Consider the following 25,739-nt stretch of genomic DNA (forward strand, 5'->3'; position numbering starts at 1 on the left):
GGTAAAGATCGGGCCGCATAGGGTAATCCGTTGTCCGGAAGGAGAGGCAGCATGACGGAGCCGGTCACTGTCGATGACCTCGAGCCGGGCGACCACGCCTGTCTCACGTTCTCCGACGCGGACGAACGGCTCGACATCGTGGCCGCGTTCGTCCGCGACGGGCTCGATCGTGGCGACAAGGTCGTCTGCCTCACCGATGCCCTCGAACCCGCGGAACTGTCCGCCGAACTCTCCGGGCGCGGGCTGCCGATCGAGGCCAGCACGTGCAGCGGCCAGTTCGAGGCGGCACCCAGCGTCTCCGCCTACGTGGTGGGCGGCGCGTTCGACCCCGCCCGGGTGATCAGCGGGCTGCGCACCCGCATCGACGGCGCGCTCGCCGAGGGCTACCCCGGCCTGCGGATCTCGGCCGACATGGTGTGGGCGCTGCGCCCGGTGAGCGGTCTGGAGCAGTTGCTGACGTTCGAGGTGCAGTTCAACGAACTGCTCGCGAGCCGGCCGGCCACCGTCGTCTGCCAGTACGACCGGGTCGGCTTCGACGCCGTCTCGCTCGCCGGCGCGTCGGCCGCGCACGGCCGCGCCGTCGCCGCGGTGACCTACCACGCCGACGCCGTGCTGCGGATCTGCCGGCAGCACGTCCCGCCCGGGATCCGCGTCGCCGGCGAACTCGACTACCGCGGGCTCGACGCGCTGACCAGGGCGTTGTCCGAGGCGGTGCGGTTGGACGACCACCTCTTCCTCAACCTCGGCCAGTTAAGCTTCATCGACGTGGCGGCGGCCGGAGTCGTGCTGCAGACCGCGTACGGACTTGTTGGCGGAAAGCTGATGACGGTGGTGTGCCAGCCTGTGGTCGGCAAGGTGTTACGCGCCCTCGGCGGTGATCAACTTGCTGCCCTCAAACTGGTCGTCCGCGATGTCGGCTAGTTGGCAGCAGCCCTTCGACGGCGCAACGCCGGGCCAGACGCCCGACGGCCTGGAACAGCGCTTCGACGCCACGAGCCTGGTGTCGTTACGGTCCGCGGTGGCCGCGCACGGCGGCGCGCTGGGCCTGTCACCTTCCAAGGTCAACGACCTCGTGCTGGTGGCACACGAACTGGCTTCGAACGCGGTGCGCCACGGCGGGGGCGGCGGCCGGCTCCGCCTGTGGCGGGTCGACGGCTCGGTGTTCTGCGAGGTGTCCGACGTCGGGGTCGGCTTCCCGTTCAGCCGCCCCCAACGCCTGCCGGACCTCAGCGCCCCGGGCGGCCGGGGCCTGTGGATCATCGTCCGGCTCGTCGACGAGATGAGCGTGGAGAGCACCGACGAGGGAACGACCGCCCTCGTGGAGATCCGCGTCTCCCCACAGTGATCACGCCGGCCGCGTCACCGCCGCTCCCGGGATGGGCATCGCGTCGAAGAGGATCTTGGCCAGCGGCGTGATCAGGTCGGCCAGGCGGTCGCGTTCCGGTTCGGTCAGAGCGGTCCACGGCGGGGTGGCCAGGCGGTCCGTCTGATCCTCCAGCCGGTCGTGCTCCTGGCGGCCCACCTCGGTGATCGCGCCGGTGGCGTCGAGCCAGCCACGATCGGCGAGGTTGGCCCTGGCCGCGGCCCAGTCCTCGTCGGACCAGCCCCGGGTGGACTGCATGTCGCCCGGCCGGCCGTTACGGGCCTCCCGCCACACCAGCGCCTCGCACCCGCTGACCCCGGCGCACACCAACGAGGCCATGTGCCCGTCGCCCCGGTGTTCGCGCAGCACGGTGGCCGCGTGCCAGAAGCGCGCCGTGTCGCCGTCCGGCACGGGTAGCGCCGCGATCGCGGCGGACAGCGGGCGCCCGACCGTCTCGACCCCGGCGGCGGCCCTGGCCAGCAGGTCGGCGGCTTCGGCCATCGCGCCGTCGCCGGCCAGCGGCGTGCCGGCGGCGGCCGCGGTGATCGCCTCGACGGCGCCCGCGAGGCGGGCGGCCAGCGCGGCGGACGGCTCGGCGCGCGTCCACACGTCGGGCAGGGCCCGGGTGACCATGTGCGGCGCGAAGACATAGAAGATCGCGGTGACGGGCGCAGCCCCGACCGGGCCCAGCGGCGCCGCCCGGCCCGCGAAGTAGCCGCGCCAGAACCCGCGCAGGCCGGCGGCCTCGAAGGCGGCCCGCGACTGCGGCGTGAAGTAGGTGACGTCGTGGATCGGCTCGATCAGCGTCCACAACCGGCGGGCGTCAGCGGGCTTCAAGCGAATCACCCACGTTCACCCGGAGCCACTCGGCCAGCGGGCCGGAGGCGTGCAGAAATGTGATCACGCGGTCCTTCGCCTTCCTCGTGCCCAGCCAGGCGGCCGGTGGCCAATCCTGCCACGCGACCAGGCCCTTGTTGCGGAGCAGGTCGACGCGCGGGTGGTCCCTCGGGTAGCCGCGTGGAGCGGTCTTGAGCTGGTCGTGCCCGGTGATGCTGATCTTCTTGCGGGCGGCGGCCGCGATGATGCCCTCGAGTTCCTTGCCGGTACGGTCCTCGGCGACCGCGCGCCGGTACCGGACGAGCTGGTCGGACGCCATCCAGTACATGCCGCGGCCGCAGGCCAGCCCGTCGGCGGAGAGCTGGATGTAGCCGCCCTTCTCCAGGGTGGCCGCGATCGTCGTCTTGTACGGGGACTTGTCGGCGCTGAACCGCACGTCGCGGTGCGGGCGGAAGATCTTGCCAGCACCGAACTCGGGTTCCAGCTCGGCGAGGAGGGCGACCATCGGGGCGTGCACCTTCTCGTCGTAGGTCGCCTTGTTCGCCGTCCAATACGGTTTTGAATTGTCGGCCGCGAGCCCTTCGTAGAAGTCCAGCGCCTCGGCCGGCCAGCCGGTGAATGCCATGCCGGTGAGCCTACGGAAGGAGCAGGTCGGCGAGCATCCGCTCCATCCACGCTGCGACCTCGGTATCGGTGCAGCCGAGATCGGCGCGCATCAGCCAGACGTTGTACCAGTTCAGCCCCAGCCACGCGGTGGTGGCGGCGGTGTCGACCGTCATGCCGTGCCGCAACGGGCCGTGCGCGGCCAGCGCGTCGACGAACGTCCGCAGGTCCTGGCGGCGCATCCGCTCGATCTCCAGCCAGCGGGCCGCCTGCTGTTCGTCGCGGGCCGAGGACTCGAAGAACGCCCGGTCGATCGGGACCACGCGACGGGAGATCACGGCGCCGAACTCGGCGAACCGCCGGATCTGCTCGCGCTGGGACGGCGCCGTGAGGATGTGCCGGTACTCGGGTCGCTCGGCGAGCGGCACCGGTTCGTCGTCGCCGACGGTGGTCTGGTCGACCGCCAGGCGCAGCAGCTCGGACTTGCTGCCGGCCGCATAGACCGACTCGACCGCGACACCGGCCTCGGCCGCGATCGCCTGCATCGTGGTCGAGGCGTAGCCGCGCTCGCCGAAGAGCTTGATGGCCGCCCCGACGATCGCCGCCCGGGTGGCCCTGGCCTGCGCTTCCCGGCGCGGCGACCGGTATGTGCGCTTGGCTGTCGAGTTCATGTCTAATTAGCTCCAGCGTCGCTGTGTTGAATGCATAGTAGCCGGGCTGAAAGGAGCACACCATGTCCGAGCTGTCCGGTTACCTGCTCATCCACGCCGGCATCAGAACCGAACTCCACCGGCTCGCCGCCCTGGCCGACGGCGTCGCGGCCGGTCGCCGGCACGCGGGTCCGCGCCAACTCGCCGCGCTGCGCAGCCTGGTCGCCGACGTCTTCGACACCATCCACCACCATCACGTCGGCGAGGACGAGCACCTCTGGCCACTGCTGCGGACCGTCCCCGGAATCGCGCCCGAGCTCGACGCGCTGGAGGCCGAACATGACCTGCTCGACCCGCTGATGGACCGCATCGCCAACTACCGAGACCCGGCCGACCTGGCGGCGAGCTCCCGCGAGCTCGCCGACCTGATGGACCGGCACCTCGCGGCCGAGGAGGCGCTGGTGGTGCCGACCGTCCGCGCGCACATCGGGCCCGAGCGGTACGCGGCCATGGAGAAGGCGATGCGGCGCGGCGGCGTGAAGCCGAAGCTGTCGTTCGTGGTGCCCTGGCTGGCCGCCGCCGACCCGGCACTGTTCGCCGAGGTCGGCCGCGAGCAGGGAATGGTGGTCCGGATCCTGCACCGGCTCACCCGGGGCGCGTACGAGCGCCGGGTCTGGGCGGCCTACGGCACCTCGGCCACCGGGCCGGTGACCCTGACCGGCCGCGCCGAGCAGTTCGTCGCGGCCGCGCCCGACACGGTCTACGACCTGCTCGCCGACGTCACTCGGATGGGCCGGTTCAGCCCGGAGTGCCATCGCGTCGAGTGGCTCGACGGCGCCGACCGGGCGCTGCCGGGTGCCCGGTTCCGGGGCCACAACCGGTTCGGGCCCGCGCGGTGGTCGCGTGAATGCGTGGTGATCACCGCCGAGCCGGGAACCGAGTTCGCGTTCCGCACGGTGCCCGAGCGGACGAAGTCCGACAGCACGGTGTGGCGGTTCGTGCTACGCCCGGTCGACGGTGGCACCCTGGTCACCCAGACCTTCGAGCTGTCGGCGAACCGGCTGGTGATGCTGTTCGAGCGGCTCAGCGGGCGGGACACCGGAACACCGGTCGCGATGCGGCAGACTCTGCGCCGGCTGAGCGAAGCGGCGGCCGCCGAAACCGCGACCGTCCGGTAAATCCTGTCCATTTGGTCACTCCCGCACCGGGAGGACGGCCAGGAACGTGATCGCAATAGATCGACATATGCATGGGCCGCTACACATGGTGCAAACTGTCCCGGTGGACGCGGCGGACGTGCTGGCCGGTCGGTATCGACTGGTCGAGCGCCTCGGAGAAGGCGGTATGTCCGTCGTCTGGCGTGCCCACGACGAGGTGCTCGACCGTCAGGTGGCGGTGAAGGTCCTCTCCCCACGTCTCGTCGCCGACCGGGACTCCCGCCGGCGCATCCGGGCCGAGGCCCAGGCGGTCGCGAAGCTGGCTCACCCGAACATCGCCGGGGTCTTCGACTTCGGTGAGCATGACGACGGCGAGCGCGTTCCGTACATCGTGATGGAGCTGCTCACCGGCAAGACGCTGGCCGAGCGCCTCGAAGACGGTCCGCTGCCGGTGCCCGACGTGCTGCGCATCTGCGCGCAGGTGGCCACGGCGCTCGGTGCCGCGCACGAGCACGGCATCGTGCACCGCGATGTGAAGCCGGCCAACGTCATGGTCGCGGCGAACGGGCAGACCAAGGTCGTCGACTTCGGCGTCGCCGCCGCGGTCGGTGAGCTCGCCGACCGCGACGCGGTGCTGTTCGGCACCCCGGCCTACGTGGCACCGGAGCGGCTGTCGGGCGACGCGGTCGTGGCCGCCACCGACGTGTACGGGCTGGGCGTACTGCTGTACCGGATGCTCACCGGTCACATGCCCTGGTCGGCCGAGTCCACCACCCAGATGCTCGTGGCCCACATGTACGTGGAGCCCGACCCGCTCCCGCCGCTGACCGACCTGCCGGCCGAGGTCGTCGAGGTGTGCGAGGCGTGCCTGGCCAAGGAGCCCGCCGACCGGCCCGGCGCGGCCGAGGTCGCCGAGATCCTGGCGGCCGCCGCGGCGGCGCTCACCGGCCCGGCCACGGCGCCGGTCCGCCGGTCGCCGCTCCTGTCGAAGCGCCGGCAGGAACGACGCCGGTCGTTCGCGTTCGCCGGTGCCGGGATCGCGCTGGTCGCGGTCGTCACCGCCGCGGTCGTGGCGGCGACGGTGGTGCGGCCCGACGAGCCGGCCGGCGGCGTGACGACGGCCGAGGACGAGGGCCGGACCGCGGTGCCCGGTGCGTCCGTCGGCGTCGGTGGAGCGGGCGCGACGTCGGCGCCACCGAGTGGCGCGCCCGATTCGACGGCAACCCGTCCCGACGGCGGGACGAACGTACCGACCGGGCCGGCGGGGTCGAATCCGCCGGTACCGCCGCCCGCGACCACCACCTCGCCGCCGGGCGGCGGCCAGAACGGCGACCCCGATCCGATCCGCGCGACGCAGTCCAGCTACGGCAACACCGTCACCGTGGAGTGCGCCGGAACGATGGCGAAGATCGTCGCCGCCGACCCCGGCGACACCTGGTCGATCACCCGCATCACGCCGGGCCCGGCCGACCAGGTCAACGTCAAGTTCGTGTCGTCGTCGGCGGAGCCGTTCAAGGTCACGTTCCGGGGCCGCTGCAACGGCGGGGTGCCGCGGATAAACCTGAGCAACGACTGAGCCTCTCCGGCGGTGGGTAACCACCGGCCATGACCACGTACGGCATCCACGCATCGCACGAGCAGATCCACCCGTCGCGCCTGCTGGCGGCCGTCACCAGGGCGGAGGCGGCGGGATTCGGCGCCGCGATGTCCTCCGACCACTTCTCGCCGTGGAGCGAGCGCCAGGGCCAGTCGGCGTTCGCCTGGTCGTGGCTGGGCGCCGCGCTGCAGGCGACGCAACTGCCGTTCGGCGTGGTGAACGCGCCCGGGCAGCGGTACCACCCGGCGATCATCGCGCAGGCGATCGGCACCCTGGCGGCGATGTTTCCGGGACGCTTCTGGGCCGCGCTCGGCAGCGGTGAGGCGTCGAACGAGCACATCACCGGTGGTGGCTGGCCGGCGAAGCCGGTGCGCGAAGCGCGACTGCGCGAGTGCGTCGACGTCATCCGGGCCCTGCTCGCCGGCGAGGAGGTCAGCCACCGCGGGCTGGTGACGGTCGACCGGGCCCGGTTGTGGACCCGGCCCACCGAACCGGTGCCGCTGATCGGTGCCGCGGTGAGCGTCGCGACCGCGCGCTGGTGCGCGTCCTGGGCCGACGGCCTGATCACGGTCAACGCGGAGCCGGCCAAATTGCGCGAGATGATCGCCGCCTACCGGGACGCCGGCGGCCGTGGCCCGCTGACGGTGCAGGTGCACCTGAGCTGGGCGGCGACCGACGACGAGGCGTTCGCCCTCGCCTACGACCAGTGGCGCAGCAACGTGTTCGCGCCGCCGGTCTGCTGGGACCTGGAGCTGACCGACCACTTCGACGAGGTCTCGCGGGACGTTCCCCGCGAACGGCTGAAGCAGGCGGTGAACATCTCCGCCGACCTGTCCCGGCACGCCGAGTGGCTGAACGGCTACGCGGAACTGGGCTTCGACCGGGTGATGCTGCACCACGTCGGCCAGGAGCAGGACGAGTTCATCGACGCGTTCGGCGCGAAGGTCCTGCCGCAACTGACCTAGACACGGAACGACCCCCGGACGACGTTGTCCGGGGGTCGTTCCACCAGGGGATGGTCAGCCGCTCAGCGCGTCACGCGCGTTGCGACCGGCGTCGTGCAGGTGGTCGCCCGCCTGCTTCGCCTGTGCGGCCCGGCGCTCAGCGGCGCCCTCGGCCTGCATCGACTCGTTGTCGGTGGCGTCGCCGATCTTCTCCTTGGCGGCGCCCTTCATCTCTTCGGCCTTGTGCCTGATCTTGTCGCCTGTACTCATCGACAAAGACTCCTTCCGAAATCTACGAGCCTGGTTCCCAGTGCGGCACGTCGGGCGCGTACGTGGTGTGCGCCTCGTGCGCCTCCACCATCTGCTCCACGGCCGGCGGCACGTGCACGACCTCGTCCTCGTTCAGCACGTCGCTGATCTGATCGTCGACAACGTCAGGCGGCGCCTCGGCCAGCGGGGCATCACTGAGATCGGTCATGTCTGTTGGCGTACCCGGCTAACGGCCGACCCAACCCACCAGTACGGCCGTCGCGTCGTCCTGCAGCTGTTCGTACTGGTGGTCCAGGATCGCCCGGATCAGGCGACGCATGGTCTCCGCCGCCCGCATCCGGTCGGCGAGCGTGCGCACCACGAAGTCGACCAGCCGCTGCTGCCCGAAGAACTCGCCGTCGGCCGAGCGTGCCTCGATCACGCCGTCGGTGAAGAACAGCACGTGGTCGCCCGGCTCCAGCGCCTCCTCGACGATCTCCGGCGACGTGCCGGCGAGCCCGCTCAGCCCGAGCGGCAGCGCCGTCGGCGCGGCGAGATCCTTCACCCGCTGGCCGTCCCGGAGCAGCAGGCCGCCGGGGTGGCCGGCGCTGATCGTCCGCAGTACGCCGCTGGCGAGGTCGAGTTCGGCCAGGACGGCCGTCACGAACTGGTCGGGGTGCCGCGCGTGCAGCCACTTGTCGATCGACCGGTACGTGTCGGGCAGGTCCAGGCCGCACCGGCGGGCGTTCCGGTACGCGTTGATGGCCATCGTGGTCATCGCGCTGGCGGCGATGCCGTGCCCCACCGCGTCGAACAGGGCGACGTGCAGCGTTCCGTCGCCGATCGCGTAGTCGAATCCGTCGCCGCCCACCTCGTAGCAGGGTTCGAGGATCCCGGTGACCTCGGCCTCGGGCGTCGTCAGCGTGAGCGGCGGGAGGAGGCTCCACACGATCTCGGTGGCGAGTTGCAGCGGCAGCCCGCGCCGCAGGCGCTCGATCGCGTCGCCGTACAGCCGCCGGGACGTGATCAGGTGGCCCAGCACGGTGGCGATCGCCGCGCAGGTCTCGCGGTCGGCCGGGTCCAGGCTGCCGGTCGTCACCACTTCGAGGACGCCGATGCGGTGGCCGCAGTCGATCATCGGCACGTACAGCCGGTCGCCGGACGGGCTCTCCGTCATCTCGCCCAGTGCGTAGGCGCGGCCGGCGAGCGTCCCCTCGATCGGAATCCGCTCCACGTCGCCGCCCACGGTGCCGGCCACGGTGGTGAACGTGGCCAGGAACGTCTGCGCGTAGTCGACCACGAGCATGGTCATCGACGTGACGCCGAGGTCGGCGGCCGCCTCCTCGGCGAGCCGCGGCAGTTCGCCCGGAATCACACCGGTGCAGCCGAGCACCAACCGTTGCAGTGCGTTCCTCGCCCGCACGGCGTTGTCGACCGTCACCAGTGCAGCCTTACACGAGCAGCGCACCCGCCGCACATTCGGATGGGTAGAACCCGGGTGGCGCGGGGTACTCCAGGAACGTGCTGCTGCGTCTGGTTCTCCGCCTCCCACGTGACCCCGTAACGGTTCCGGTCACGCGGCGAACGGTGGACTGCGCCCTCGACGCGATCGGCGTCTCCGACGAGTGCCGCGACGACGTGACGCTCGCGCTCACGGAGGTGTGCTCGAACGTGATGCGGCACGCCCACGAGTCGGTCGACTACACGGTCACCGTCACCGCGACGGCGAACCGCTGCACCATCGACGTCTGCGACTCGGGCACCGGCCTGCCGCAGGGCACCGTCGCCGAGCCGCCGCGCAAGCCGGAATCCACCGCCGAGAACGGCCGTGGCCTGGGCATCGTGCGGGCCGTGATGGACGCCGTACAGGTGGTCGCCGGCCCCAGCGGTGTCGCGATCCACATGGCGAAGCAGCTGATCTTCGGCCAGCGCGGTTACCTCCGGCGACTGCCGCAGCAGTCGTAGCCGGCTCAACCCACGAGCTGCAGGCCGCTTCCGTCGGGCGCCGTCAGGATCAGGCGGTCGCCCTCGATCCGGTACGTCACGGTGGCCGATCCGATGATCTTCATCAGGTCGGCCTCCAGCGCGCCCGCCGCACCGGGGCAGGCCCGGTCGGTCGACCCCAATACACCGAACGTGATCTGGTTGCCGGCCACGGTGACGGGGCCGAAGAACTGGTTGCACCCGGTGTAGCCGGAGACCCGGTTGTCGCCGGTGAACGTCATCGTGGCGCTCTCACCGGACGGCACCGAACTGGCGCTGCCGCCGGAGGCGACGATCGTGTCGACCGTCCACTTCGTGTCGACCAGCGGCCGGGCCGGCTCGGCCACGGCCCGGTCGATCAGCGTCAACGTCAGGTCACCACCGGTCAGCACGAGGTCGTTGCCGGTCAGCTGCCAGCTGGGACGGCCACGGAAGAAGCCGTAGAGCCAGCTGTCCTGCTCGCTCAGGTTCGCCGGGCAGCCGATGGCCGTCATCGCGAGATCGTCGGTGGCGACCAGCGTGCTGCCGTCGAGCCGGACCCGGCCGGAGACGGTGTTGCAGCCGGCCTGCACCGCGATCACGTTGCCGGTTCCGATCGTCAGCCTGATCGTCGTGCCGTCGACCAGCGCCTTCGGCTGCCCGCCCGAGGTGACCCCGGTCGAGACGAACGTGCGTCCCACCGGAAGCGGGGCCGGCGCCGCGGGTTCCCCCGCGGCGCCCCCACCCGCGGCGCATCCGGTGAGTCCGGCGAGCAACAGCATCGGGACGACGATCACCCTGGCCCTCATACCTGCTCTGACGCAGCGGGCGGCTGTTCGGCTCCCCCTGCCCCGTAAAACCGTTACGGCTTGAGCGGCGGGAATCCGGGATCCAGCAACCCGTTCTCCTTCAGGTGCCCGTAGAGCGGCACCTCGTCCGGGAAGTGACCCCACGCGTGGTCGCCGCCGTCGACCAGGTCGGTGGACCGGCCGCCGAGCACACCCAGCAGTTGCCGCTGAACCGGCGTGAGGCCGGCGAGCACGGCCGGGACGGCCGGTGCCTCGTCGCGGCGGGTGATCCAGCGGTAGGTGTAACCGAAGAAGACCGCCTTGCGGGTGATCGCGGAGTGGTTGTCGGAGCGGGCGTGCCAGATGCGCCGGTCGAAGAACACCGCGTCGCCGGCGTTCACGCACACCTCGATCGCGCCCTCCGGGTCGGGCCATTCCAGGTCGCGGCGGGGCGGGCCGTCGATGCGGTTGGTCAGGTGGCTGCCCGGCACGACCTTGAAGTTGCCCCGGCCGGGGCCGGACACGTCGGAGAGCCAGAACGCCAGCTTCACCGACAGGCGCGGGCGCGGGTCGGTCTCGACCTCGCGGTTCTGCCGGCCGCCGTCCTGGTGCCACTCGAACCGGAACGGCTTCGCCGCCGGCACGGTCGGGTGCACGTCGAGGTGCGAGTGGTACACGTGCACGTTCCAGCCGAGGGTCTGCCACACCAGCGGGAACGCCGCCGGGTGCGTCATCAGGCCGGCGAGCTCGGGGCAGGCCGCCACGGCGCTGAGGCGGTGCAGTGAGCCGTCCCTGGCGATCTCGCCGAGGCGCGTGGCCCGCGCGTAGATGTGGTCGACGGCGGCGGTGTAGCGGATCAGCTCGGCCTGGGACAGCACGCCGGGAAGCACGATGTACCCGTCCCGCTCGAACGCCGCGCGCTGCGCGTCGGTCATACGGACGGGAGCCGGAGCCGCGTTCACCGGCTTCGGAGCGACGTCTGTGCTCATCGAATGTCCCCCTCGATTGTCGTGACATCCGATAGGCGTCGCGAGGGCACCGCTTCGTTGCGGGCCGAACGGAAAACCCACCGTTCGGCCGATGCCAAACGTGCCGTAATTTGGACAAAAGAGCGGCTTTATCCGACCAAAGTCGCGAGATCGGTGCCCAGAAGTGCGCGCAACTCCGCGAGCGCGCGCATGCTCTGCGTCTTCACCAGGCTGGGCGTGACGCCGAGCAGTTCGGCCACGGTGTCGACGCTGTGGTCCTCCCAGTACCGGAGCACCACGATCGCCCGCGCCCGCGGCCCGAGCCGGCCCAGCGCCTCCATGAGGGTCAGCCGCAGTTCCGGTCCACCCGACCCGTCGACCACCGCCGACGCCGACGGCATCGTGTCGGAGACGACCTCGTGCGAACTCTTGAGCCGCTTGTGGTCGAGGAACACGCGCACCATCACCTTGGCCGCGTACGCGTCGATGTTGTCGGCCTTGACCACCTTGCGCCACGAGGCGTAGAGCCGCGACAGCGTGATCTGGGTCAGGTCCTGCGCCAGATGCCAGTCCCGGCAGAGGAGGTAGGCCCGCTGGCGCAGCCGCACCACCCGGGCCTGGGCGTACTCCTCGAAGTCGAGTTCGGTTCCCCCGCTCTTCAAGGGCCCACCCCGTCGAACGAGGTGAGGAGCGGCAGCGCCGGGTAGAGATCCTTGGCCTTCGCCGCCGTCTCGATCATCGTGCGCTCGTCCCAGACCGGACTCAGCCCGATCTGGACGGCCTCGGCGACCGCGAGCACCTCTTCGTCGACGGCGATCTTCGCCATCGCCGCCCCCCAGTCCCCGTCGGCCAGGCACGAGCCGATGTTCACCTGGATCGCGATGCCGTCGGAGCGGTAGACGTTCACGCCCCGTCGCTGCACGCAGTTGGACTCGATCTCGAACGTCTCGACGAGCGCGCCCTTCTCGTCCGTGCACGACGACACCGCGACGCCCGGCGCACTACGGCTGCAGGAGCGCTTGTTGTCATACCGCGCCATGGCCACCCGGATCATCCCGAATCCGGCCCCGCGGTCGAGGAAGACCTGTACGCCCGTGAACGTGTCGAACCGGCTGCCGGCGAACGCGATGGTCGGGCCGTTCGGCAGCGTCGAACCCAATGCCATCAGCACCGCCGCGGGCGGCGCTGTCGGCGGTTGCGACTCGACGCCGTCCGGCCGCCCGGCCGGGAAGACCGCCATCGTCGGGGTGTCGGGCGGCATCTGCGACCGGCGCCCGGACCGGTCGACCGTCGGCTCGGCCGAGACGTACGGCGCGGTCGTCGCCGGACCGGCGGTGGCGGGTGGCGCCGCGACGCCGTCGGATCCGGGCGACCCGTCGGGGCGCAGGCTGGACGTCGCCATCCCCACGCCCAGCGCCAGCACACCCACGGCGGCGAAGCAGGCGACGCTGCGTTGCACCATCCGGGTCCGGCGCAGGCGTCGCCCGTCCCGGATCGCGTTGTCGACCAGATCACCGATCGGTGGCGAATCCACCTCGGCGAACTCCGACTCGATCATGCTGCGGAACCGGTCTCCCATGCGGCAACCCTCCCTTCAGGAGGTACGACGGGTCGGCCGGCCGGATCGGTTACGCCGATTCTCGGACGATCAACTCGGTGGGCAGCATGTACGGGCTCTCCACCTGCTCGCCGGCGGCGAGTTTCAGCAGCTGGCGGGCGAGGCTGCGGCCGATCTCCTGTATCGGCTGGCGCACGGTGGTCAGCGGCGGATCGGCGAACGCCGCCACCGTGTTGTCGTCGAACCCGATCACCGCGACGTCCTCCGGCACCCGCCGGCCGACCTGCCGCAGGGTCCGGAGCGCCCCGTCGGCCATGAGGTCCGAGGCGGCGAACACCGCGTCGAGGTCGGGGTGCAGTTCGAGCAACGACTGCATCGCCAGGGCACCGGACCGGCGGGTGAAGTCGCCGTACGCGATCACCGGTTCATGGGTGACGGCGGTCAGATACCCGTTCAGCCGGTCGATGCCGGCGACCATGTCGGCCGGCCCGGCGATCGTGGCGACCTTCGTGCGGCCCTGCTCGAACAGGTAGCGCACGGCGTTCTCGGCACCGAGTTCGTTGGTGGCGTCGACGTACGGCAGCGTGCTGCTCCCGAGCGGACGCCCGTTGCACACCACCGGGATGCCCATGCGTTCGAGCTTCGCCGGCAACGGGTCCTCGCCGTGGATCGAGAACAGCATCACGCCGTCGACGTGCCCCCCGGCCGCGTACCGCTCGACCCGCGCGTGGCTCTCCCCGGACGCCGACATGATCAGGACGAGCTGCTTGCCGGCCGCCTCCAGTTCGAGGCTGACGCCGTGGATGACCCCCGCGAAGTACGGGTCGTCGGAGAAGATCCGGGACTGCGGCTCCGACACCACCAGCGCTATCGCGTCGGTGCGCTGGGTGACGAGGCTACGTGCCGCCTGGTTGGGCACGTAGCCGAGCGCGTCGACCGACCGCATCACCACCTCGCGCAGATGCGGTGCCACCGACTCCGAACCGTTCACCACGCGTGACACCGTCGCGCGCGAGACACCCGCGTGCGACGCCACCATTTCGAGGGTCGGCCTTTCCCGACCCATTCCCCGTTCCACCACGCCGTTGACCCTAGTGAACGCTCACCACAATTCGTTACGGGCGATCACGTCGGCATAGAACCTGGCACTCGACTTCGGGATGCGCCGCTGGGTCCGGTAGTCCACAAAGACCAGGCCAAATCGCTTGTCGTAGCCGAAGGCCCACTCAAAGTTATCCAGCAACGACCACGCGAAGTAGCCGCGCAGCGGCACTCCCGCCTCGATCGCGCGGTGGCAGGCGCGCAGATGCGAGTCGAAGTAGGCGACGCGCTCCGGGTCGTCGACGGTGCCGTCCGGCCCGATCTCGTCGTCAAAGGCGGCGCCGTTCTCGGTGACGTACAGCGGCACCGAGGGGTAATTGTCGGACACCATCTTCAGCGTCTGGAAAAGGCCGTCGGGGTCGATCTCCCACCCCATCGCGGTCTTCGGCGCGCCGCGTCCGATGTGCCGCACGTCCTCGGCCGCCGGGTGCGGGGAGCCGGCGTCGGGCCCGTTTCCGTTGGGGGCCGCCACCACGTTCGTCGTGTAGTAGTTGATCCCCAGCATGTCGATCTTCGTCGAGATCGTCGCGAGGTCACCGTCCTGAACGAAGCCGAAGTCGGTGATCGCCGCGACGTCCCGGACCACGTCCTCCGGATACGTTCCGAGCAGCAGCGGGTCGAGGTAGAGCCGGTTGGCCACGCCGTCGATCCGCCGGGCCGCGTCGAGGTCGGCGGCGGCGTCCGTCGCGGGCGAGGTCGCGGCCAGGTTCAGCGTGATTCCGACGGTCGCGCTCTCGTTCTGGGACCGGATCGCAGCCGTCGCCAGCCCGTGCCCGAGCAGCAGGTGGTGCACCGACGCGAGGGCGGCGGCGGGTTCCCGGCGGCCCGGTGCGTGCGCGCCGTTGTGGTACCCGAGCATCGCCGAGACCCACGGCTCGTTGAGCGTCGTCCAGTACCGCACCCGGTCGCCGAACGCCCCGTGCACGATGGCGGCGTAGTCGGCGAACCGTTCGGCGGTGTCGCGGGCGGGCCAGCCGCCGGCGTCCTCCAGCACCTGCGGCAGGTCCCAGTGGTACAGGGTGAGCATCGGCTCGATGCCGGCACCCTGTACCTCGTCGAGGAGCCGCTTGTAGAAGTCCAGCCCGGCCTGGTTGGCCGGGCCGCGGCCGTCCGGTTGCACCCGGGGCCAGGCCACCGAGAACCGGTACGACCGCAGCCCGAGCGACGACATGATCCCGACGTCTTCGCGGTAGCGGTGGTAGTGGTCACAGGCTTCGTCACCCGTGTCGCCGTTGACGATCGCACCGGGTCGCCGGCTGAACACGTCCCAGATCGAGGGCGACCGGCCGTCGGCCGTCGCCGCGCCCTCGATCTGGTACGAGGCGGTGGCCGCGCCCCACAGGAAGTCGGCCGGAAAACGCACGGCGGTCTCCAGGCCGGTGTCGGATTGGGTCGATGTCACGGGTTGCCTTCCTGTGGGGCGATTGTCTGACGTTGTTAGCGGGAGAACGTGAACCAGTTGAGGTTCACGAAGTCGGCCGGTTGGCCGCTGGTGAAGGTCAGGTAGACGGTGTGGGTTCCGGTGGTGGCCGCGATACTGCCCGGCACGGTGCGCCAGGTCTGCCAGCCGCCGGTGTTGGCGATCGCGAAACTGCCGATCGGTGCCGCGGTCGGGCTGCCGAGGCGCACCTCGACCAGTCCGCTGACGCCGCCGGCGGCGCCGGACGCCACCCGCGCCGAGAACGTGCGGGCCGGGTTGCCGTTGCCGAAGTTGACGCCGTCGAAGCGCACCCAGTCGCCGTTGGCCAGCCAGCCGATGTTCTGGCCGCCGCCGCTGTCGGTGGTGTTCTCCGTCTGCGTGCCGTTCTGGGCGTTGTACGACTCGGCCTGGATGGTGCCGTAGGCGTCGCGGTTGCCCGGGTTGGGCGGGTTGCTGCTCGGCGGGGTGGTCGGGCCGCCGCCGCGGGTCTGCACGGTGACGTAGTCGACCAGCATCGAGGCGCCCGGCACGGTGGCCGAGGTCGGCGTGCTGATGCCGGAGACGCCGTTCGGGAAGCCACCGCCCATGGCCACGTTCAGCAGGATGAAGTAGCCGGCGTGCGAGGTCATCTGCGTCCAGTACGGCTCGCCGACCTGGCTCTGGCTGACGGTGTGGAACTGCTGCCCGTCGACGTACCAGCGGAGCTGGTTGACGGTCGTGTCCCACTCGAAGCGGTACGTGTGGAACGCGCTCTGGCAGCTGGAGCCGGGGCAGGCGCGGCTGGCGCCGATGCCGTTGAACTCGTTGCACGGCCCGCCGGGCGCGACGCCGCAGTGCAGCACACCCCATACGGAGTTGATCCCGTTGACGTTCTCCATGATGTCGAACTCGCCGATGCCGGGCCAGTTCTGGTAGTTGCCCCGGTAGGGCGCGCCGAGCGCCCAGAACGCCGGCCAGTACCCGAGGGCGGCGTTGCCGGTGATGTTCGGCATCTGGATGCGGCCCTCGATCGCCAGCAGGCCGCCCGCCGGTGGCTTGAAGTTCGACCGCTGGCTCTCGATGCGGGCCGACGTCCAGGCGTTGCCGTCCCGGAGCGGGGTGATCCGCAGGTTGCCGTTGCCGTCGAGGGCGAGGTTGCGGGTCTGGTTGGTGTAGGTCTGGATCTCGCCGGTGCCCCAGTTGGCGGGGCCGCCCGGGTACGAGGTGCCGGTGTCGATGATCCAGTTGGCCGAGCTCGGCAGGGTGTTGGCCGAGCCGACGAAGTCGTCGGTCCACACCGTCGACCAGCCGCTCGGCGGCGGTGGCGCCGAGGCGTTGGCGTTGGTCGTGACGATGCTCGCGCCGATGAGGACGAGCGCCGACGACCCGGCGATCAGGGCGCGGCGGGCCGTCTTGTTGATCTTTCGGGGGTCACTGCCGGATGGGGGTGACATCGCGGTTCCTTCCGTGGTGGCGGTCGGTCGGAGGTGGACCCGCAGCCGGCGGATCGACTCCGACCGGCTGCGGGTCCGTTCGGGCCGCACAGCCGGCGGATCGACTCCGACCGACTGCGGGTCCGTTCGGACCCCGCAGCCGGCGGGCGGGCCGGCTGCGGGGTCCGAGAGCGCTCCGTGGGCGTTGCGTTGGCTAGAGAGCGCTCTCTCAGACCGAAGTTTCGCGTCCGGGTCGAGCGATGTCAATGCCGCGGGTGAGGGCAGCGGGCGGCCGAATGGTCAGGCTAACCGGATGGCGTCACGGGTCCTGGCAGGCCAGAGTTGACCCCATGATGGCGATGCGGGGCACCGATTTCGACGACGCGGCACTCGACGAGGCCGGCGGTGCTGCAGTGGAAGGTCGCGGGCCGGTCACCCGGATGACCGCGGCCACCGTTCTCAGCCTGGGCATCCTGATCGCGGTCAACTCCATCGCGATGTCCGGTTCCCCGTACCGCTGGTGGGCCGACTTCATCATCATCCCCGGCCTGGTCTTCCTGACGCTGAGCGTCGGCCTGCCCCGGGCCGCCCGCGAAACCCGCTTCGTGCTGGCGTGGATGGGCGCCGTCGTGCTGGCGGTAGCCCTGCTCCTGATGGCCGGCAAAATGGGTGAATACTGGCCCCTGATGATCGTGGTCCCCTGCCTCGGACCCGCCGCCCTGTTCGCCCTGCGCCCCGCCGACGCGTCCGTGCGCGCGTTCGTCAACACGGTGGCCGGGCTGGCGCTGGTCGGCATCGCCCTGGGCCTGGCGTTCCTCCTCATCCGCGGCGGCGCGATCGACCCCGGCGACACCCGCTGGTGGTCGTTCGCCATGCTGGCCGCCGCCGGCGTCACCGGCGCCAACGGCCTGATCCTGCTGGCCACCCGCCGCGGCACCTACTGGTTCTCGATGGCCGTGCTCCTGATCGCCCTCGGCGCCTACACCACCCTGGCCGCCATCGCCGAACTGGGCCGCTAGCCACCCCGGCGTCGATCTTGCAGTTGTGCACGCCGAAAAACGGGCGAATTCCGACGAAAGGGCGGACACAACTGCAAGATCGACAACCGGCGCGCTGTTCCCGGCGTCGATCTTGCAGTTGTGGTGCCTTGTTCGCCCGCATTTGCCCCCGTTCATGGCCCACCACAACTGCAAGATCGACTCGTGGAGACGAGCGCGGCGAGCGCCACGGGAACGGGTGCGTGGCACTTTTCCGGATCTTGGACTGCAAGAGGGGCCATGGCCCCTCCGGGAGTCCAAGATCGCACGCGTGGCGAGGGCGCGAGGGTCAGCGCCAGATGGGTTCGGGTTCCGCAGGGGTGACCGTTGGGTGGGGCGCGGTGCGGGTGCTTGCCCGGCGTGGGGGGCGGCCCCGGGTGGGGCGGGGGGCGACGGCGCGGCCCAGGGCGAAGGCGTTCGCGACGGCGGCGGCGTGGCGGTCGCAGAGTTCGATTTCGCGGGTGGCGCCTTCCGGGCCGGTGATCACCCAGGTGTGGGCGGGCTCCTTGCCGCACCGGTCGCATTCCCGCACTTCAACTACTTTGGTCGCCATGATCGCCAGGCTAGCGGCTCCAGGATCTTGACGTCCGCTCAGCACGGGGAACCGATCACCCAAATCGGGCCAATGCACAATACTCGTCACCGGATCGAGGCCAGGTCGTGATGGCCCGCTGTCACGGTGATTAGCGTGCACGACACCGGGCCCACCAGCAGACTTGCGCGCATCCGCGCCCACCCGCTGGCCATCGTCGCCCTCGCCGTGCTCTTCCTCGTCCCCGTGGCCTGGCTCGGCGCCGACACCTCCGACGAGAACTTCTCCGAAGCGGTCTCGGTGGTCGGGTCCGGGACGCAGATCGTCGCCGTCGAGAGCAACGGCTCCGGGGCCAAGCACCGGCGGATCAGCGCCGACGGCGGGCTCACCTGGCGCGACGCCGCGCCGGGAGAGACGGGAGAGACGGGAGGAACCGGAGAGACGGGAGGGACCGGCGCGACGGCCGAACCGACCCAGTCGTGCGCACCGGACAAGCCGGAGCACTGCTACCGCGTCGTTCCCGGGCACCTGCGGGTCGAAGAGACGGTCAACGGCGGCGCGTCCTGGTGGATCGCCTGGTCGGTGCCGGACGACGAGCGGCGCCGCCTCGCCCGCCGCTACGGCGACCTGGGCGAACCGGCCAAGCACCTGTCGTCCCGGTCGCTCGCGGTGGTCGCGGTGCCGGGCGGACACGCGGTGGTCGTCGCGAACGGCCGGGACGGGTATGCGGTGCGGGCGCAGGACGGCCGGTGGACCCGCACCGGCTTCGGCACCACCGTCGACCCGACCGGAAAAACGGCCGGAAAAACGGCCGGCAAAGAGGTCCGGCCCGCCCCGCCGATCGAGGGCCGGTCGGCCCGCGACGCCGCGCCGCAGATGGTCGCCGGCCTGTTCGCCGGCCTGATGGTGGTGGCGGTCGCCGGGTGTGCCGGCATGTTCCGGGTGGCCCGCTGGACGGCCGCGGGCGCGTTGGCGCTGGTGGGCGTCGGCGGCCTGCTCGCCCTCGCCGGCGGGTTCGGGTGGCGCGACACCAACGCCGTGCTGCCGGTCCTGCTCCTGGTGGTCGGGCTGCTGGCGGGGCTGGCCGGCGCGTACGGCGTCCTGGTGCTCGCGACCCGGCGCCGCGCGGTCCGCACGGTGCCCGCGGTGCTGGTGGGCGTGGTCGGCGTCGCCGTCGCGACGGCCGACGCCGGGGTGTTCGCGGTCTGGGCGCACGGCGCGGTCGGGTACCGGTCGGCCGCGTACTCCGCCCAGCTGCTCGCGGTGCTCGCGCTGGTCGCGGCCGTCACCCTGGTCACCCGGTGGCGGCCACGAATCCGGGACGCCGAGAGCAGCGGACCCTACGCCGAGCGGTAGGCGGCACCGGCCTCGGTCGGGCTGCCGTCGTCGCGGTACAACCCGGTGCCGGCGTCGCCGGTCGACGGCAACGAGAACCACGCGTACCGCCACACGAACAGCAGGCTGCTCAGCATCGCGGTCGACGCCCGCACGAACGCCGCCTGGTCCGCGCCGGTCGGGTACTTCGGCTGACCGGAGAAGTTGATCAGCGAGTACTCGGTGAGCCAGATCGGCAGCTTGTACCGCTGGTACACGGCCTGCAGGTAGCCGCGCAGCTGGCCGGTGGCGGCGTCGGCGCGGAAGTCGCTGCCGTACCAGTGCAGCGCGATGAAGTCGACGCGGTAGCCGCGCGCCCGCGCACCGGACATGAACCGGTCGAGCCAGCCGCCCGCCGTGTCACCGCCGAACGCGACCACCGGGCTGCCCAGCCGCAGGCCCGTCGACTGCAACCGGGGCCACAGGTCGAGCGCCTGCTCCACCGACATGTTCGCCTGCTCGCGCAGGTCGGGCTCGTTGAACCCGAGCAGCGCGCCGCCGTTCTGCTTCGCCTTCGCCAGGTTCCCGTCGGTGACCATGTCGGCGCCCCAGATCATCGGGACGAACTCGACGGTGGCCGGGCCGGGCGTACGGTCGCGGCTGGGCGACCAGTTGTAGTACCAGGAGACGCGCACGTCGGCCAGCGCGGCCGGGTTGCCGCCCCACTCGTAGGTGCTCACGCCCTTCTTGCCGCCCATGCGCCCGCCGCGAGGGGAACCCGCCGCCGACGCGGACGCGCTGACTGACGGAACGGACGCCGACGGGCTTCCGGACGCCGGGCCGAGTCCGGCGACGGCCTCCTGCGGCGCCGCCGGGCCTTCGGCACCTGCGGCGGGCCCGCCGTTCAGGCCGGCGGGACGGGTCGGCTCGCCGGCCCGCGACCGCACCGCGAGCACCGCCGACACGGTGCCGAGAAGGAGGACCAGGGCCAGCAGCACGGTGCGCCGGGACGCCCAGGCGGAGGCGATGGTAGGCATCGACCACACACTGTGCCAACTGATCGGGGCAAAGGCCAGTCGCCTAAAGCTGAACCTCACCCGCGACACAGGTGACGGTGCCGCCGCCGACCCAGATGGTGCCGTCGCCGTCCCGGCTGATGTGGGCGCGACCGGCCCAGCCCAACGCCGTCCCCTGGCTGGCCACGTACGGCGCCGACGCCCGCCCGCTGCCCAGGAGCCACTGCGCCACCGACGCATTCAGGCTGCCGGTCACCGGGTCCTCGCGCAGTGCCCCGTTCACCGGGAAGAACGCCCGCAGCTCGAACGCCTCGGCAGACCCGGCCGCGTGCGGGCCGACGACGCCGATGTCCTGGTCGATGAACGACGGCCGCACCGCCAGCACCTCCTCGGCGCTGCCCAGCAGCACGGCGAGCCAGCCCGGCCCGTTGTCGACCCACGCGGAGTCGACCACCGCCGACGGCTTGACGCCCAGCGCCGCGACCACGTCGGCGAGCAGGCCGGCGTCGATCGGACCCGAGCGCACCAGCGGCGGCGCGGCGAAGGCCAGCCGGTCCGCGCCGCGGTGGATCTTCACCAGCCCGGCGCCGCACTGCTGCACGACCTCGTCGGCCGACGCGGGCACGCCGCCGGAAGCCAGCCACGCGTGGCAGGAGCCCAGCGTCGGGTGCCCCGCGAACGGCAACTCGGCCGCCGGCGTGAAGATCCGCAGCAGGTAGTCGGCGCCGGGTTCGGTGGGCGGCAGCAGGAACGTGGTCTCGGAGAGGTTGGTCCACCGCGCGAAGCGCTGCATGTCACCGGTCGAGAGACCGGTGGCGTCGTGGACGACGGCGACCGGGTTGCCCCGGTACGGCGAGTCGGTGAAGACGTCTACGTAGGTGATCGGTCGCGGCACGTGGCCGAGTCTGGCACGGTCGCTCCGGGCCGGGCCGCGACCGAAGGCCACGAAGCGCCAAGTGGCTCACCGGTGCAACGACGCACCCTTGAGGACCTTGTCGACGGCGTTCCGCTGCCCGTGCACCGCCAGCCCCACGAGGTTCAACTTGTCCCGACCGACCGCCCGCACCGCCGCCCGGTTGTCGACGTCGTTCCCGGTGGCGAACAGCTCCGACGTGAAGATCGACATCATCATGTTGCGGCCGAGCGCCCGCTGGTGCGCGGCCGTCAACACCTCGGCCGAGCCCTCGAAGACCAGCACCGGCTGCCCGAACATCGGCAGGTACCGGGTGCCGTCGGCATCTTCGTAGGGCTCTCCGCGAAGCTCGGGAGAGGCGATGCCGCTCACCAGGAAGGCGGTCACGTTCAGCCGCTGCCAGCCGGCCAGGTCGTCCCGGAGCAGTACGGCGATCTTGGTGTCGAAGTGCGTCACGCGGAACACAGTGCTCCGCCGCGTCCCCGACGGTCTTGTACGTTCTGAGCGTGAGCCCCGTGACGGCCTGGCGCCCCGCGGTGGCCGGGATCAGCGAGGTGCTGCACGCCCGGTACGTCGACCACGCCTATCCCATGCACACCCACGACGCGTGGGCGCTGCTGATCGTGGACGCCGGGGCGATCACCTACGACCTGGACAAATCGGGTAACCATCACGGCGCGATCGAAACCGCCGTGACGTTGCTGCCGCCCGGCGTGGCGCACGACGGCCGCTCGGCCACGCCGCACGGCTTCCGCAAGCGCGTGCTGTACCTGGAGCCGTCGGTGCTCGATCCGGCCCTGGCCGGCGCGGCCGTCGACATGCCGACGCTGCGCGACGCGTCGTTGCGCGACCGGGTCTCGGCGCTGCACGCCGCGCTGGCGCATCCCGGCGACGCGTTCGAGGCCGAGAGCCGGTTGGCCTTCGTCGGCGAACGGTTGCGGTGGCACCTCCGGCGGCGACCCCCGCCCGGCGGGGGCGAGGCGATCGGCGGGCTTGCCGCCGCGTTCCGCGAATTATTGGACGCGCGCACGGTAACCGGGGTAACCCTGGCGCACGCGGCGGTGGTGCTACACGCTCACCCGACGCACCTGGTGCGCGCCTTCCGCCGGGCGTACGGGCTACCGCCGCACGCCTACCTCACCGGCCGCCGGGTGGACCTGGCCCGCACCCTGCTGCTCGACGGCATGCGCCCGGCCGAGGCCGCGACCGCCGCCGGCTTCTACGACCAGTCGCACCTGACCCGGCACTTCCGCCGCTTCCTCGCGACGCCGCCGGCCACCTACAGCCGTTCCATCCGCTCCCGGGTGGTCTCGTCGCGCGGCGTGTAGACGACCACGCGGGTCTCCGGGCTGGTGGCCGGCGTGAACGTGGACGTGGAGAACCGCACCTCGCCGACCACCGCATGCCGGAAGATCTTGACGCGCGTGCTCGGAATGGCGACGTTGTGCGCCGCCCACAGCGACGCGAACGTGGGGCTGAGCGCGCTGAGCCGCCGCACGAAGTCGGTCCACACCGGGTCGCCGAGGTGCCGGCCGAAGGCCGTGCGCACGTTGGCGACCATGACCGGCAGCTCCTCGGCCCGGTTGAGGAACGGCGTGCAGCAGCTGTCGCAGGTGAACAGGTGCCAGAGGACGTTGCGCTCGATGCCCTTCGCGGCGGCCAGCCCGGGGAACATCGCCCGGTACGCCCGGTTGTGGGCGAGCAGGTCGTACCGGCTGCTGTAGACGGCGGCGGGCAGCGGGGCGAGCGCGTCGAGCACCGGCTGGATCTCGGCGTCGACCGAGTGCCCGTCGGCCGGGCCGGGCACCCACGGCAGGTCGGCCAGCCGGTAGAGGTGCTCGCACTCGGTGCTGTCGAGCCGCAGGGTGCGGGCGATCGCGTCGAGCACCTGAACGCTGGCGTTGATCGGGCGGCCCTGTTCGAGCCACGTGTACCAGGTGACGCCCACGCCGGCGAGCTGGGCGACCTCTTCGCGCCGCAGGCCGGGCGTACGGCGGCGCGGGCCCGGCGGCAGGCCTACGTCTTCGGGACGGATGCGGGCGCGCCGCGTACGCAGGAACGCCGCCAGTTCCTCGCGCCGCCGCCCCGGAGGCAGGAGCGTGGTCACCGCACCATCGTCGCCCGGTTCCGCCGCGAGATCCAGGTACCAGCGGTACCCGGATAAGCGGGCCTCTGTTACCGGTACCGACGCCGGTCGACAGTGGCCTCCATGAAAAGACTGTTGCTGACGATCGTGCTCGCCGGTCAGTTCATGGCGATCCTCGATGTCACGATCGTCAACGTCGCGATCGGCACGATCCAGCGCGACCTCGCGGCATCCGGTGCGGCGATGCAGCTCGTGGTCGGCGGGTACACGATCGCCTACGCGGTGCTGCTGGTCACCGGCGCGCGGCTCGGCGACCTCGGCGGCCACCGGCGCCTGTTCCTCGCCGGGCTCGGCCTGTTCACGATCGCGTCGCTGGCGTGCGGCCTGGCCGCGAACACGGAAATGCTGATCGGGTTCCGGCTGGTACAGGGCGCGGGCGCGGCGCTCATGGTGCCGCAGGTGCTCAGCCTGATCCAGCGTTCGTTCGACGGGGCCGGCCGGGCCCGCGCGCTCAGCGTCTACGCCACGGTGATCGCGGGTGCGGCGGTCACCGGGCAGATCGTCGGCGGCATCCTCGTCGACCTCGACATCGCCGGTACCGGATGGCGGCCGGTGTTCCTGGTCAACGTGCCGATCGGCATCGTGCTGCTGCTCGCCGGCGCCCGCTGGCTGCCCGCCGACAACCACCGCACCGCCCGCGGCCTCGACCCGCTGGGCCTGGTGACGCTGGCCGGCGCGGTGCTCACGTTCGTGGTGCCGCTGGTGCTCGGCCGGGAACAGGGCTGGCCGCTGTGGTGCTGGCTGGGCCTCGCCGCGAGCGTGGTGCTGTTCACGGCGTTCGTCGCGGTGGAACGCCGGTCGGTTGGTAACCCGCTGGTGCCGGTGCGGTTGCTGCGCGTCCCCGGCCTCGTGCTGTCCACCGTGACGCTCGGCGCGATGATGGCCGCCTACGGCGGGTACCTGTTCGTCGCGGCGATGCACCTCCAACGCGGGCTGGGCTTCAGCCCGTTGCGGGCCGGGCTGACGTTCGCGCCGGGCGCTATCGGGTTCGCTCTCGCGAGTCTCAACTGGCGCCGGGTGCCGGCCCGCTGGCACCGCACGATGATCGGTGTGGGCCTCACCGTGTCGGCCGCAGGATTCATCGTGCTCGCCCTGGCGCTGCGCGGCGGGGGGACGGGCGGCGCGGCGCTCTTCGTCGGGCTGACGCTCTTCGGCGGCGGCATGGGTGCCGGGTTCAGCCCGTTGATGACGCGGGCCCTGGCCGGGGTGCCGTTGGCCGACGCCGCCGACGCCAGCGGGGTGGTGGCAACGGTCGTCCAGTTGGCCCAGGTGGTGGGCGTGGCGACCTTCGGCACGCTGATGCTGGGCCTCGCCGACGACTTCAGCCCGGCCGCCTCGGGATCGGCTTTCGCCGCCACGGCACTCGCAATGGGCGCGTTGATGCTGGCCGGAGCGGTACTGGTGGGGGTGCGGGCGCCGGTAAGGGCGGTCGCGACCTCCCCTCCGATCGAGGGATAGGGATAAACTGCCGCGACGAACGTCCCCGTTCGGTCGTGGAGGAGACGTGACACAGCTACCCGAGTGGGCTCCGGCCGGGCTCGACGTCACACGACCGAGCGCGGCCCGGATCTACGACTACTTCCTCGGCGGCGCGCACAACTTCGAGAGCGACCGGCAGCTGGCCGACCAGATCACCCGCATGACGCCGACGGTGGCCGAGACGGCCCGGGCCAGCCGGCACTTCCTGCGCCGGGCCGTCCGGTACCTGGTCGACGCGGGTATCCGGCAGTTCCTCGACATCGGTTCGGGCATCCCGACGGCCGGCAACGTGCACGAGGTGGCGGCCGGGCTGGCGCCCGACGCGCGGGTGGTCTACGTCGACATCGACCCGGTGGCCGTCGCGCAGAGCCTGCAGCTGCTCGACGGCAACCCGAACGCGACCGCCCTCTGCCTCGACCTGCGCGACCCGCGCAAGATCCTGGCCGAGGCGGCCGCCACCGGGCTGATCGATCTGGGTCAACCGGTCGCCGTCCTGCTGGCCTGCGTCGTGCACTTCATTCCCGACTCCGACGGGCCGGGCGCGATCGTCGCGCAGTTGCGTGACGCGCTCGTCCCGGGCAGTTACCTGCTGATCTCGCACGCCACCCGCGACGGGCAGCCGCCGGAGCTACTCGCGGCGCAGCGCCTCACCGGGCGAACGTCCGTCGAGGTCACGCTGCGCACACATGCCGA

General features: G+C 71.5%; 29 protein-coding genes. 11 read left to right on the plus strand and 18 right to left on the minus strand.

Translation table 11 applies throughout. The features are described from left to right. Positions 1-51: 51 nt before the first annotated feature. Positions 52-921 (plus strand): MEDS and STAS domain-containing protein, encoded by an 870-nt coding sequence (locus Vau01_RS60085; RefSeq protein WP_204013402.1) that lies wholly within the window; start codon positions 52-54, stop codon positions 919-921. After that, positions 911-1,345 (plus strand): ATP-binding protein, encoded by a 435-nt coding sequence (locus Vau01_RS60090; protein ID WP_204013405.1) that lies wholly within the window; start codon positions 911-913, stop codon positions 1,343-1,345. The genes Vau01_RS60085 and Vau01_RS60090 overlap by 11 nt, the downstream gene beginning before the upstream one ends. Here the strand turns inward: Vau01_RS60090 and Vau01_RS60095 are convergent, their stop codons facing one another. From Vau01_RS60095 to Vau01_RS60105, 3 genes are read right to left on the minus strand one after another with little or no spacing between them, the layout of a single operon-like run. Next, positions 1,346-2,200: an SCO6745 family protein gene (locus Vau01_RS60095; protein WP_444546064.1), complete on the minus strand. Its 855-nt coding sequence runs from the start codon at positions 2,198-2,200 to the stop codon at positions 1,346-1,348. It abuts the gene before it with no gap. Further along, positions 2,187-2,825 carry a DUF2461 domain-containing protein gene (locus Vau01_RS60100; RefSeq protein ID WP_204013408.1) on the minus strand — a complete coding sequence of 213 codons (639 nt, stop codon included), beginning with the start codon at positions 2,823-2,825 and terminating at the stop codon, positions 2,187-2,189. The genes Vau01_RS60095 and Vau01_RS60100 overlap by 14 nt, the downstream gene beginning before the upstream one ends. Positions 2,826-2,835: 10 nt before the next feature. Continuing rightward, a complete protein-coding gene (locus Vau01_RS60105; RefSeq protein WP_204013411.1) occupies positions 2,836-3,474 on the minus strand; it encodes a TetR/AcrR family transcriptional regulator in 639 nt (212 codons plus the stop codon). Between the two features lie 62 nt (positions 3,475-3,536). Here Vau01_RS60105 and Vau01_RS60110 point away from each other — a divergent pair, with 62 nt between their 5' ends. The 3 genes from Vau01_RS60110 to Vau01_RS60120 all read left to right on the plus strand — a co-directional run bounded on the left by Vau01_RS60110 (position 3,537) and on the right by Vau01_RS60120 (position 7,172). Next, the gene (locus Vau01_RS60110) at positions 3,537-4,631 is read left to right on the plus strand and encodes a hemerythrin domain-containing protein (RefSeq protein WP_204013425.1); all 1,095 of its coding nucleotides are present in this window, start codon (positions 3,537-3,539) and stop codon (positions 4,629-4,631) included. Between the two features lie 85 nt (positions 4,632-4,716). Continuing rightward, positions 4,717-6,186, plus strand: a complete 1,470-nt coding sequence (locus Vau01_RS60115) for a serine/threonine-protein kinase (protein ID WP_275424061.1) — start codon at positions 4,717-4,719, stop codon at positions 6,184-6,186. A 29-nt stretch (positions 6,187-6,215) separates the two neighbouring features. Continuing rightward, entirely contained in the window at positions 6,216-7,172 is a 957-nt protein-coding gene (locus Vau01_RS60120) for a TIGR03885 family FMN-dependent LLM class oxidoreductase (RefSeq protein ID WP_204013431.1), read from the plus strand. Positions 7,173-7,226: 54 nt separating this feature from the next. Here Vau01_RS60120 and Vau01_RS60125 read toward each other — a convergent pair whose 3' ends face one another. Genes Vau01_RS60125 through Vau01_RS60135 form a run of 3 tightly spaced genes read right to left on the minus strand, consistent with a single transcriptional unit; the run spans position 7,227 to position 8,841 of the window. Further along, positions 7,227-7,421, minus strand: a complete 195-nt coding sequence (locus Vau01_RS60125; RefSeq protein ID WP_204013434.1) for a CsbD family protein — start codon at positions 7,419-7,421, stop codon at positions 7,227-7,229. 22 nt (positions 7,422-7,443) lie between these two features. Further along, on the minus strand, positions 7,444-7,629 hold the full coding sequence (locus tag Vau01_RS60130) for a hypothetical protein (RefSeq protein WP_204013437.1): 186 nt from the start codon (positions 7,627-7,629) through the stop codon (positions 7,444-7,446). A gap of 18 nt (positions 7,630-7,647) precedes the next feature. Further along, on the minus strand, positions 7,648-8,841 hold the full coding sequence (locus tag Vau01_RS60135) for a PP2C family protein-serine/threonine phosphatase (protein WP_204013440.1): 1,194 nt from the start codon (positions 8,839-8,841) through the stop codon (positions 7,648-7,650). A gap of 80 nt (positions 8,842-8,921) precedes the next feature. Between Vau01_RS60135 and Vau01_RS60140 the strand changes: the two genes are divergently transcribed. Further along, the gene (locus Vau01_RS60140) at positions 8,922-9,365 is read left to right on the plus strand and encodes an ATP-binding protein (protein WP_204013443.1); all 444 of its coding nucleotides are present in this window, start codon (positions 8,922-8,924) and stop codon (positions 9,363-9,365) included. A 5-nt stretch (positions 9,366-9,370) separates the two neighbouring features. On the opposite strand, the gene Vau01_RS60145 is transcribed toward Vau01_RS60140, so the two are convergent. From Vau01_RS60145 to Vau01_RS60175, 7 genes are all read right to left on the minus strand, one after another. Next, positions 9,371-10,171, minus strand: coding sequence for an META domain-containing protein (locus Vau01_RS60145; protein ID WP_204013446.1), 801 nt, complete (start codon positions 10,169-10,171; stop codon positions 9,371-9,373). Positions 10,172-10,224: 53 nt separating this feature from the next. Then, a complete protein-coding gene (locus Vau01_RS60150) occupies positions 10,225-11,139 on the minus strand; it encodes a phytanoyl-CoA dioxygenase family protein (protein WP_204013447.1) in 915 nt (304 codons plus the stop codon). A gap of 128 nt (positions 11,140-11,267) precedes the next feature. After that, positions 11,268-11,780, minus strand: a complete 513-nt coding sequence (locus Vau01_RS60155) for a SigE family RNA polymerase sigma factor (protein WP_204013451.1) — start codon at positions 11,778-11,780, stop codon at positions 11,268-11,270. Continuing rightward, positions 11,777-12,697, minus strand: a complete 921-nt coding sequence (locus tag Vau01_RS60160; RefSeq protein WP_204013455.1) for a hypothetical protein — start codon at positions 12,695-12,697, stop codon at positions 11,777-11,779. The genes Vau01_RS60155 and Vau01_RS60160 overlap by 4 nt, the downstream gene beginning before the upstream one ends. Before the next feature lie 49 nt (positions 12,698-12,746). Beyond that, a complete protein-coding gene (locus Vau01_RS60165) occupies positions 12,747-13,742 on the minus strand; it encodes a LacI family DNA-binding transcriptional regulator (RefSeq protein WP_204013486.1) in 996 nt (331 codons plus the stop codon). A 36-nt stretch (positions 13,743-13,778) separates the two neighbouring features. After that, positions 13,779-15,179 (minus strand): GH1 family beta-glucosidase, encoded by a 1,401-nt coding sequence (locus Vau01_RS60170; protein ID WP_239153026.1) that lies wholly within the window; start codon positions 15,177-15,179, stop codon positions 13,779-13,781. A gap of 35 nt (positions 15,180-15,214) precedes the next feature. Then, positions 15,215-16,630: a glycoside hydrolase family 16 protein gene (locus Vau01_RS60175; RefSeq protein WP_204013458.1), complete on the minus strand. Its 1,416-nt coding sequence runs from the start codon at positions 16,628-16,630 to the stop codon at positions 15,215-15,217. Between the two features lie 329 nt (positions 16,631-16,959). Between Vau01_RS60175 and Vau01_RS60180 the strand changes: the two genes are divergently transcribed. Next, on the plus strand, positions 16,960-17,628 hold the full coding sequence (locus Vau01_RS60180) for a hypothetical protein (protein WP_204013461.1): 669 nt from the start codon (positions 16,960-16,962) through the stop codon (positions 17,626-17,628). 307 nt (positions 17,629-17,935) lie between these two features. On the opposite strand, the gene Vau01_RS60185 is transcribed toward Vau01_RS60180, so the two are convergent. Then, the gene (locus tag Vau01_RS60185; protein ID WP_204013464.1) at positions 17,936-18,199 is read right to left on the minus strand and encodes a hypothetical protein; all 264 of its coding nucleotides are present in this window, start codon (positions 18,197-18,199) and stop codon (positions 17,936-17,938) included. Positions 18,200-18,334: 135 nt separating this feature from the next. On the opposite strand from Vau01_RS60185, the gene Vau01_RS60190 reads away from it, so the two are divergent. Further along, positions 18,335-19,534, plus strand: coding sequence for a hypothetical protein (locus Vau01_RS60190; RefSeq protein ID WP_204013467.1), 1,200 nt, complete (start codon positions 18,335-18,337; stop codon positions 19,532-19,534). On the opposite strand, the gene Vau01_RS60195 is transcribed toward Vau01_RS60190, so the two are convergent. The 3 genes from Vau01_RS60195 to Vau01_RS60205 form a co-directional block, all read right to left on the minus strand. Beyond that, positions 19,519-20,529 (minus strand): glycoside hydrolase family protein, encoded by a 1,011-nt coding sequence (locus tag Vau01_RS60195; RefSeq protein ID WP_204013470.1) that lies wholly within the window; start codon positions 20,527-20,529, stop codon positions 19,519-19,521. The two genes, Vau01_RS60190 and Vau01_RS60195, sit on opposite strands and share 16 nt — an antisense overlap. Positions 20,530-20,572: 43 nt before the next feature. Further along, complete coding sequence (locus Vau01_RS60200) at positions 20,573-21,403, minus strand: PhzF family phenazine biosynthesis protein (RefSeq protein ID WP_204013473.1); 831 nt, start codon at positions 21,401-21,403, stop codon at positions 20,573-20,575. Between the two features lie 66 nt (positions 21,404-21,469). Then, positions 21,470-21,877, minus strand: coding sequence for a DUF2000 domain-containing protein (locus Vau01_RS60205; protein WP_204013476.1), 408 nt, complete (start codon positions 21,875-21,877; stop codon positions 21,470-21,472). A gap of 50 nt (positions 21,878-21,927) precedes the next feature. On the opposite strand from Vau01_RS60205, the gene Vau01_RS60210 reads away from it, so the two are divergent. Then, on the plus strand, positions 21,928-22,749 hold the full coding sequence (locus tag Vau01_RS60210) for an AraC family transcriptional regulator (RefSeq protein WP_239153028.1): 822 nt from the start codon (positions 21,928-21,930) through the stop codon (positions 22,747-22,749). Here the strand turns inward: Vau01_RS60210 and Vau01_RS60215 are convergent. Then, positions 22,701-23,528: a helix-turn-helix transcriptional regulator gene (locus Vau01_RS60215; protein ID WP_239153030.1), complete on the minus strand. Its 828-nt coding sequence runs from the start codon at positions 23,526-23,528 to the stop codon at positions 22,701-22,703. The two genes, Vau01_RS60210 and Vau01_RS60215, sit on opposite strands and share 49 nt — an antisense overlap. A gap of 102 nt (positions 23,529-23,630) precedes the next feature. Between Vau01_RS60215 and Vau01_RS60220 the strand changes: the two genes are divergently transcribed. Then, entirely contained in the window at positions 23,631-25,025 is a 1,395-nt protein-coding gene (locus Vau01_RS60220) for an MFS transporter (RefSeq protein ID WP_204013478.1), read from the plus strand. Between the two features lie 46 nt (positions 25,026-25,071). Continuing rightward, a partial coding sequence (locus Vau01_RS60225) for an SAM-dependent methyltransferase (RefSeq protein WP_204013481.1) occupies positions 25,072-25,739 on the plus strand: 668 nt, incomplete at its 3' end.

The sequence above is a fragment of the Virgisporangium aurantiacum genome (assembly GCF_016863635.1).
Classification (GTDB): domain Bacteria; phylum Actinomycetota; class Actinomycetes; order Mycobacteriales; family Micromonosporaceae; genus Virgisporangium; species Virgisporangium aurantiacum.

What these genes read in the sequence shown, in the direction of transcription:
- Vau01_RS60085 (WP_204013402.1), top strand. Translation starts at nt 52, where the DNA reads ATGACGGAGCCGGTCACTGTCGATGACCTCGAGCCGGGCGACCACGCC.
- Vau01_RS60090 (WP_204013405.1), top strand. Translation starts at nt 911, where the DNA reads ATGTCGGCTAGTTGGCAGCAGCCCTTCGACGGCGCAACGCCGGGCCAG.
- Vau01_RS60100 (WP_204013408.1), bottom strand. Translation starts at nt 2,825, where the DNA reads ATGGCATTCACCGGCTGGCCGGCCGAGGCGCTGGACTTCTACGAAGGG.
- Vau01_RS60105 (WP_204013411.1), bottom strand. Translation starts at nt 3,474, where the DNA reads ATGAACTCGACAGCCAAGCGCACATACCGGTCGCCGCGCCGGGAAGCG.
- Vau01_RS60110 (WP_204013425.1), top strand. Translation starts at nt 3,537, where the DNA reads ATGTCCGAGCTGTCCGGTTACCTGCTCATCCACGCCGGCATCAGAACC.
- Vau01_RS60115 (WP_275424061.1), top strand. Translation starts at nt 4,717, where the DNA reads ATGGTGCAAACTGTCCCGGTGGACGCGGCGGACGTGCTGGCCGGTCGG.
- Vau01_RS60120 (WP_204013431.1), top strand. Translation starts at nt 6,216, where the DNA reads ATGACCACGTACGGCATCCACGCATCGCACGAGCAGATCCACCCGTCG.
- Vau01_RS60125 (WP_204013434.1), bottom strand. Translation starts at nt 7,421, where the DNA reads ATGAGTACAGGCGACAAGATCAGGCACAAGGCCGAAGAGATGAAGGGC.
- Vau01_RS60130 (WP_204013437.1), bottom strand. Translation starts at nt 7,629, where the DNA reads ATGACCGATCTCAGTGATGCCCCGCTGGCCGAGGCGCCGCCTGACGTT.
- Vau01_RS60145 (WP_204013446.1), bottom strand. Translation starts at nt 10,171, where the DNA reads ATGAGGGCCAGGGTGATCGTCGTCCCGATGCTGTTGCTCGCCGGACTC.
- Vau01_RS60150 (WP_204013447.1), bottom strand. Translation starts at nt 11,139, where the DNA reads ATGAGCACAGACGTCGCTCCGAAGCCGGTGAACGCGGCTCCGGCTCCC.
- Vau01_RS60160 (WP_204013455.1), bottom strand. Translation starts at nt 12,697, where the DNA reads ATGGGAGACCGGTTCCGCAGCATGATCGAGTCGGAGTTCGCCGAGGTG.
- Vau01_RS60165 (WP_204013486.1), bottom strand. Translation starts at nt 13,742, where the DNA reads ATGGGTCGGGAAAGGCCGACCCTCGAAATGGTGGCGTCGCACGCGGGT.
- Vau01_RS60175 (WP_204013458.1), bottom strand. Translation starts at nt 16,630, where the DNA reads ATGTCACCCCCATCCGGCAGTGACCCCCGAAAGATCAACAAGACGGCC.
- Vau01_RS60180 (WP_204013461.1), top strand. Translation starts at nt 16,960, where the DNA reads ATGATGGCGATGCGGGGCACCGATTTCGACGACGCGGCACTCGACGAG.
- Vau01_RS60185 (WP_204013464.1), bottom strand. Translation starts at nt 18,199, where the DNA reads ATGGCGACCAAAGTAGTTGAAGTGCGGGAATGCGACCGGTGCGGCAAG.
- Vau01_RS60195 (WP_204013470.1), bottom strand. Translation starts at nt 20,529, where the DNA reads ATGCCTACCATCGCCTCCGCCTGGGCGTCCCGGCGCACCGTGCTGCTG.
- Vau01_RS60220 (WP_204013478.1), top strand. Translation starts at nt 23,631, where the DNA reads ATGAAAAGACTGTTGCTGACGATCGTGCTCGCCGGTCAGTTCATGGCG.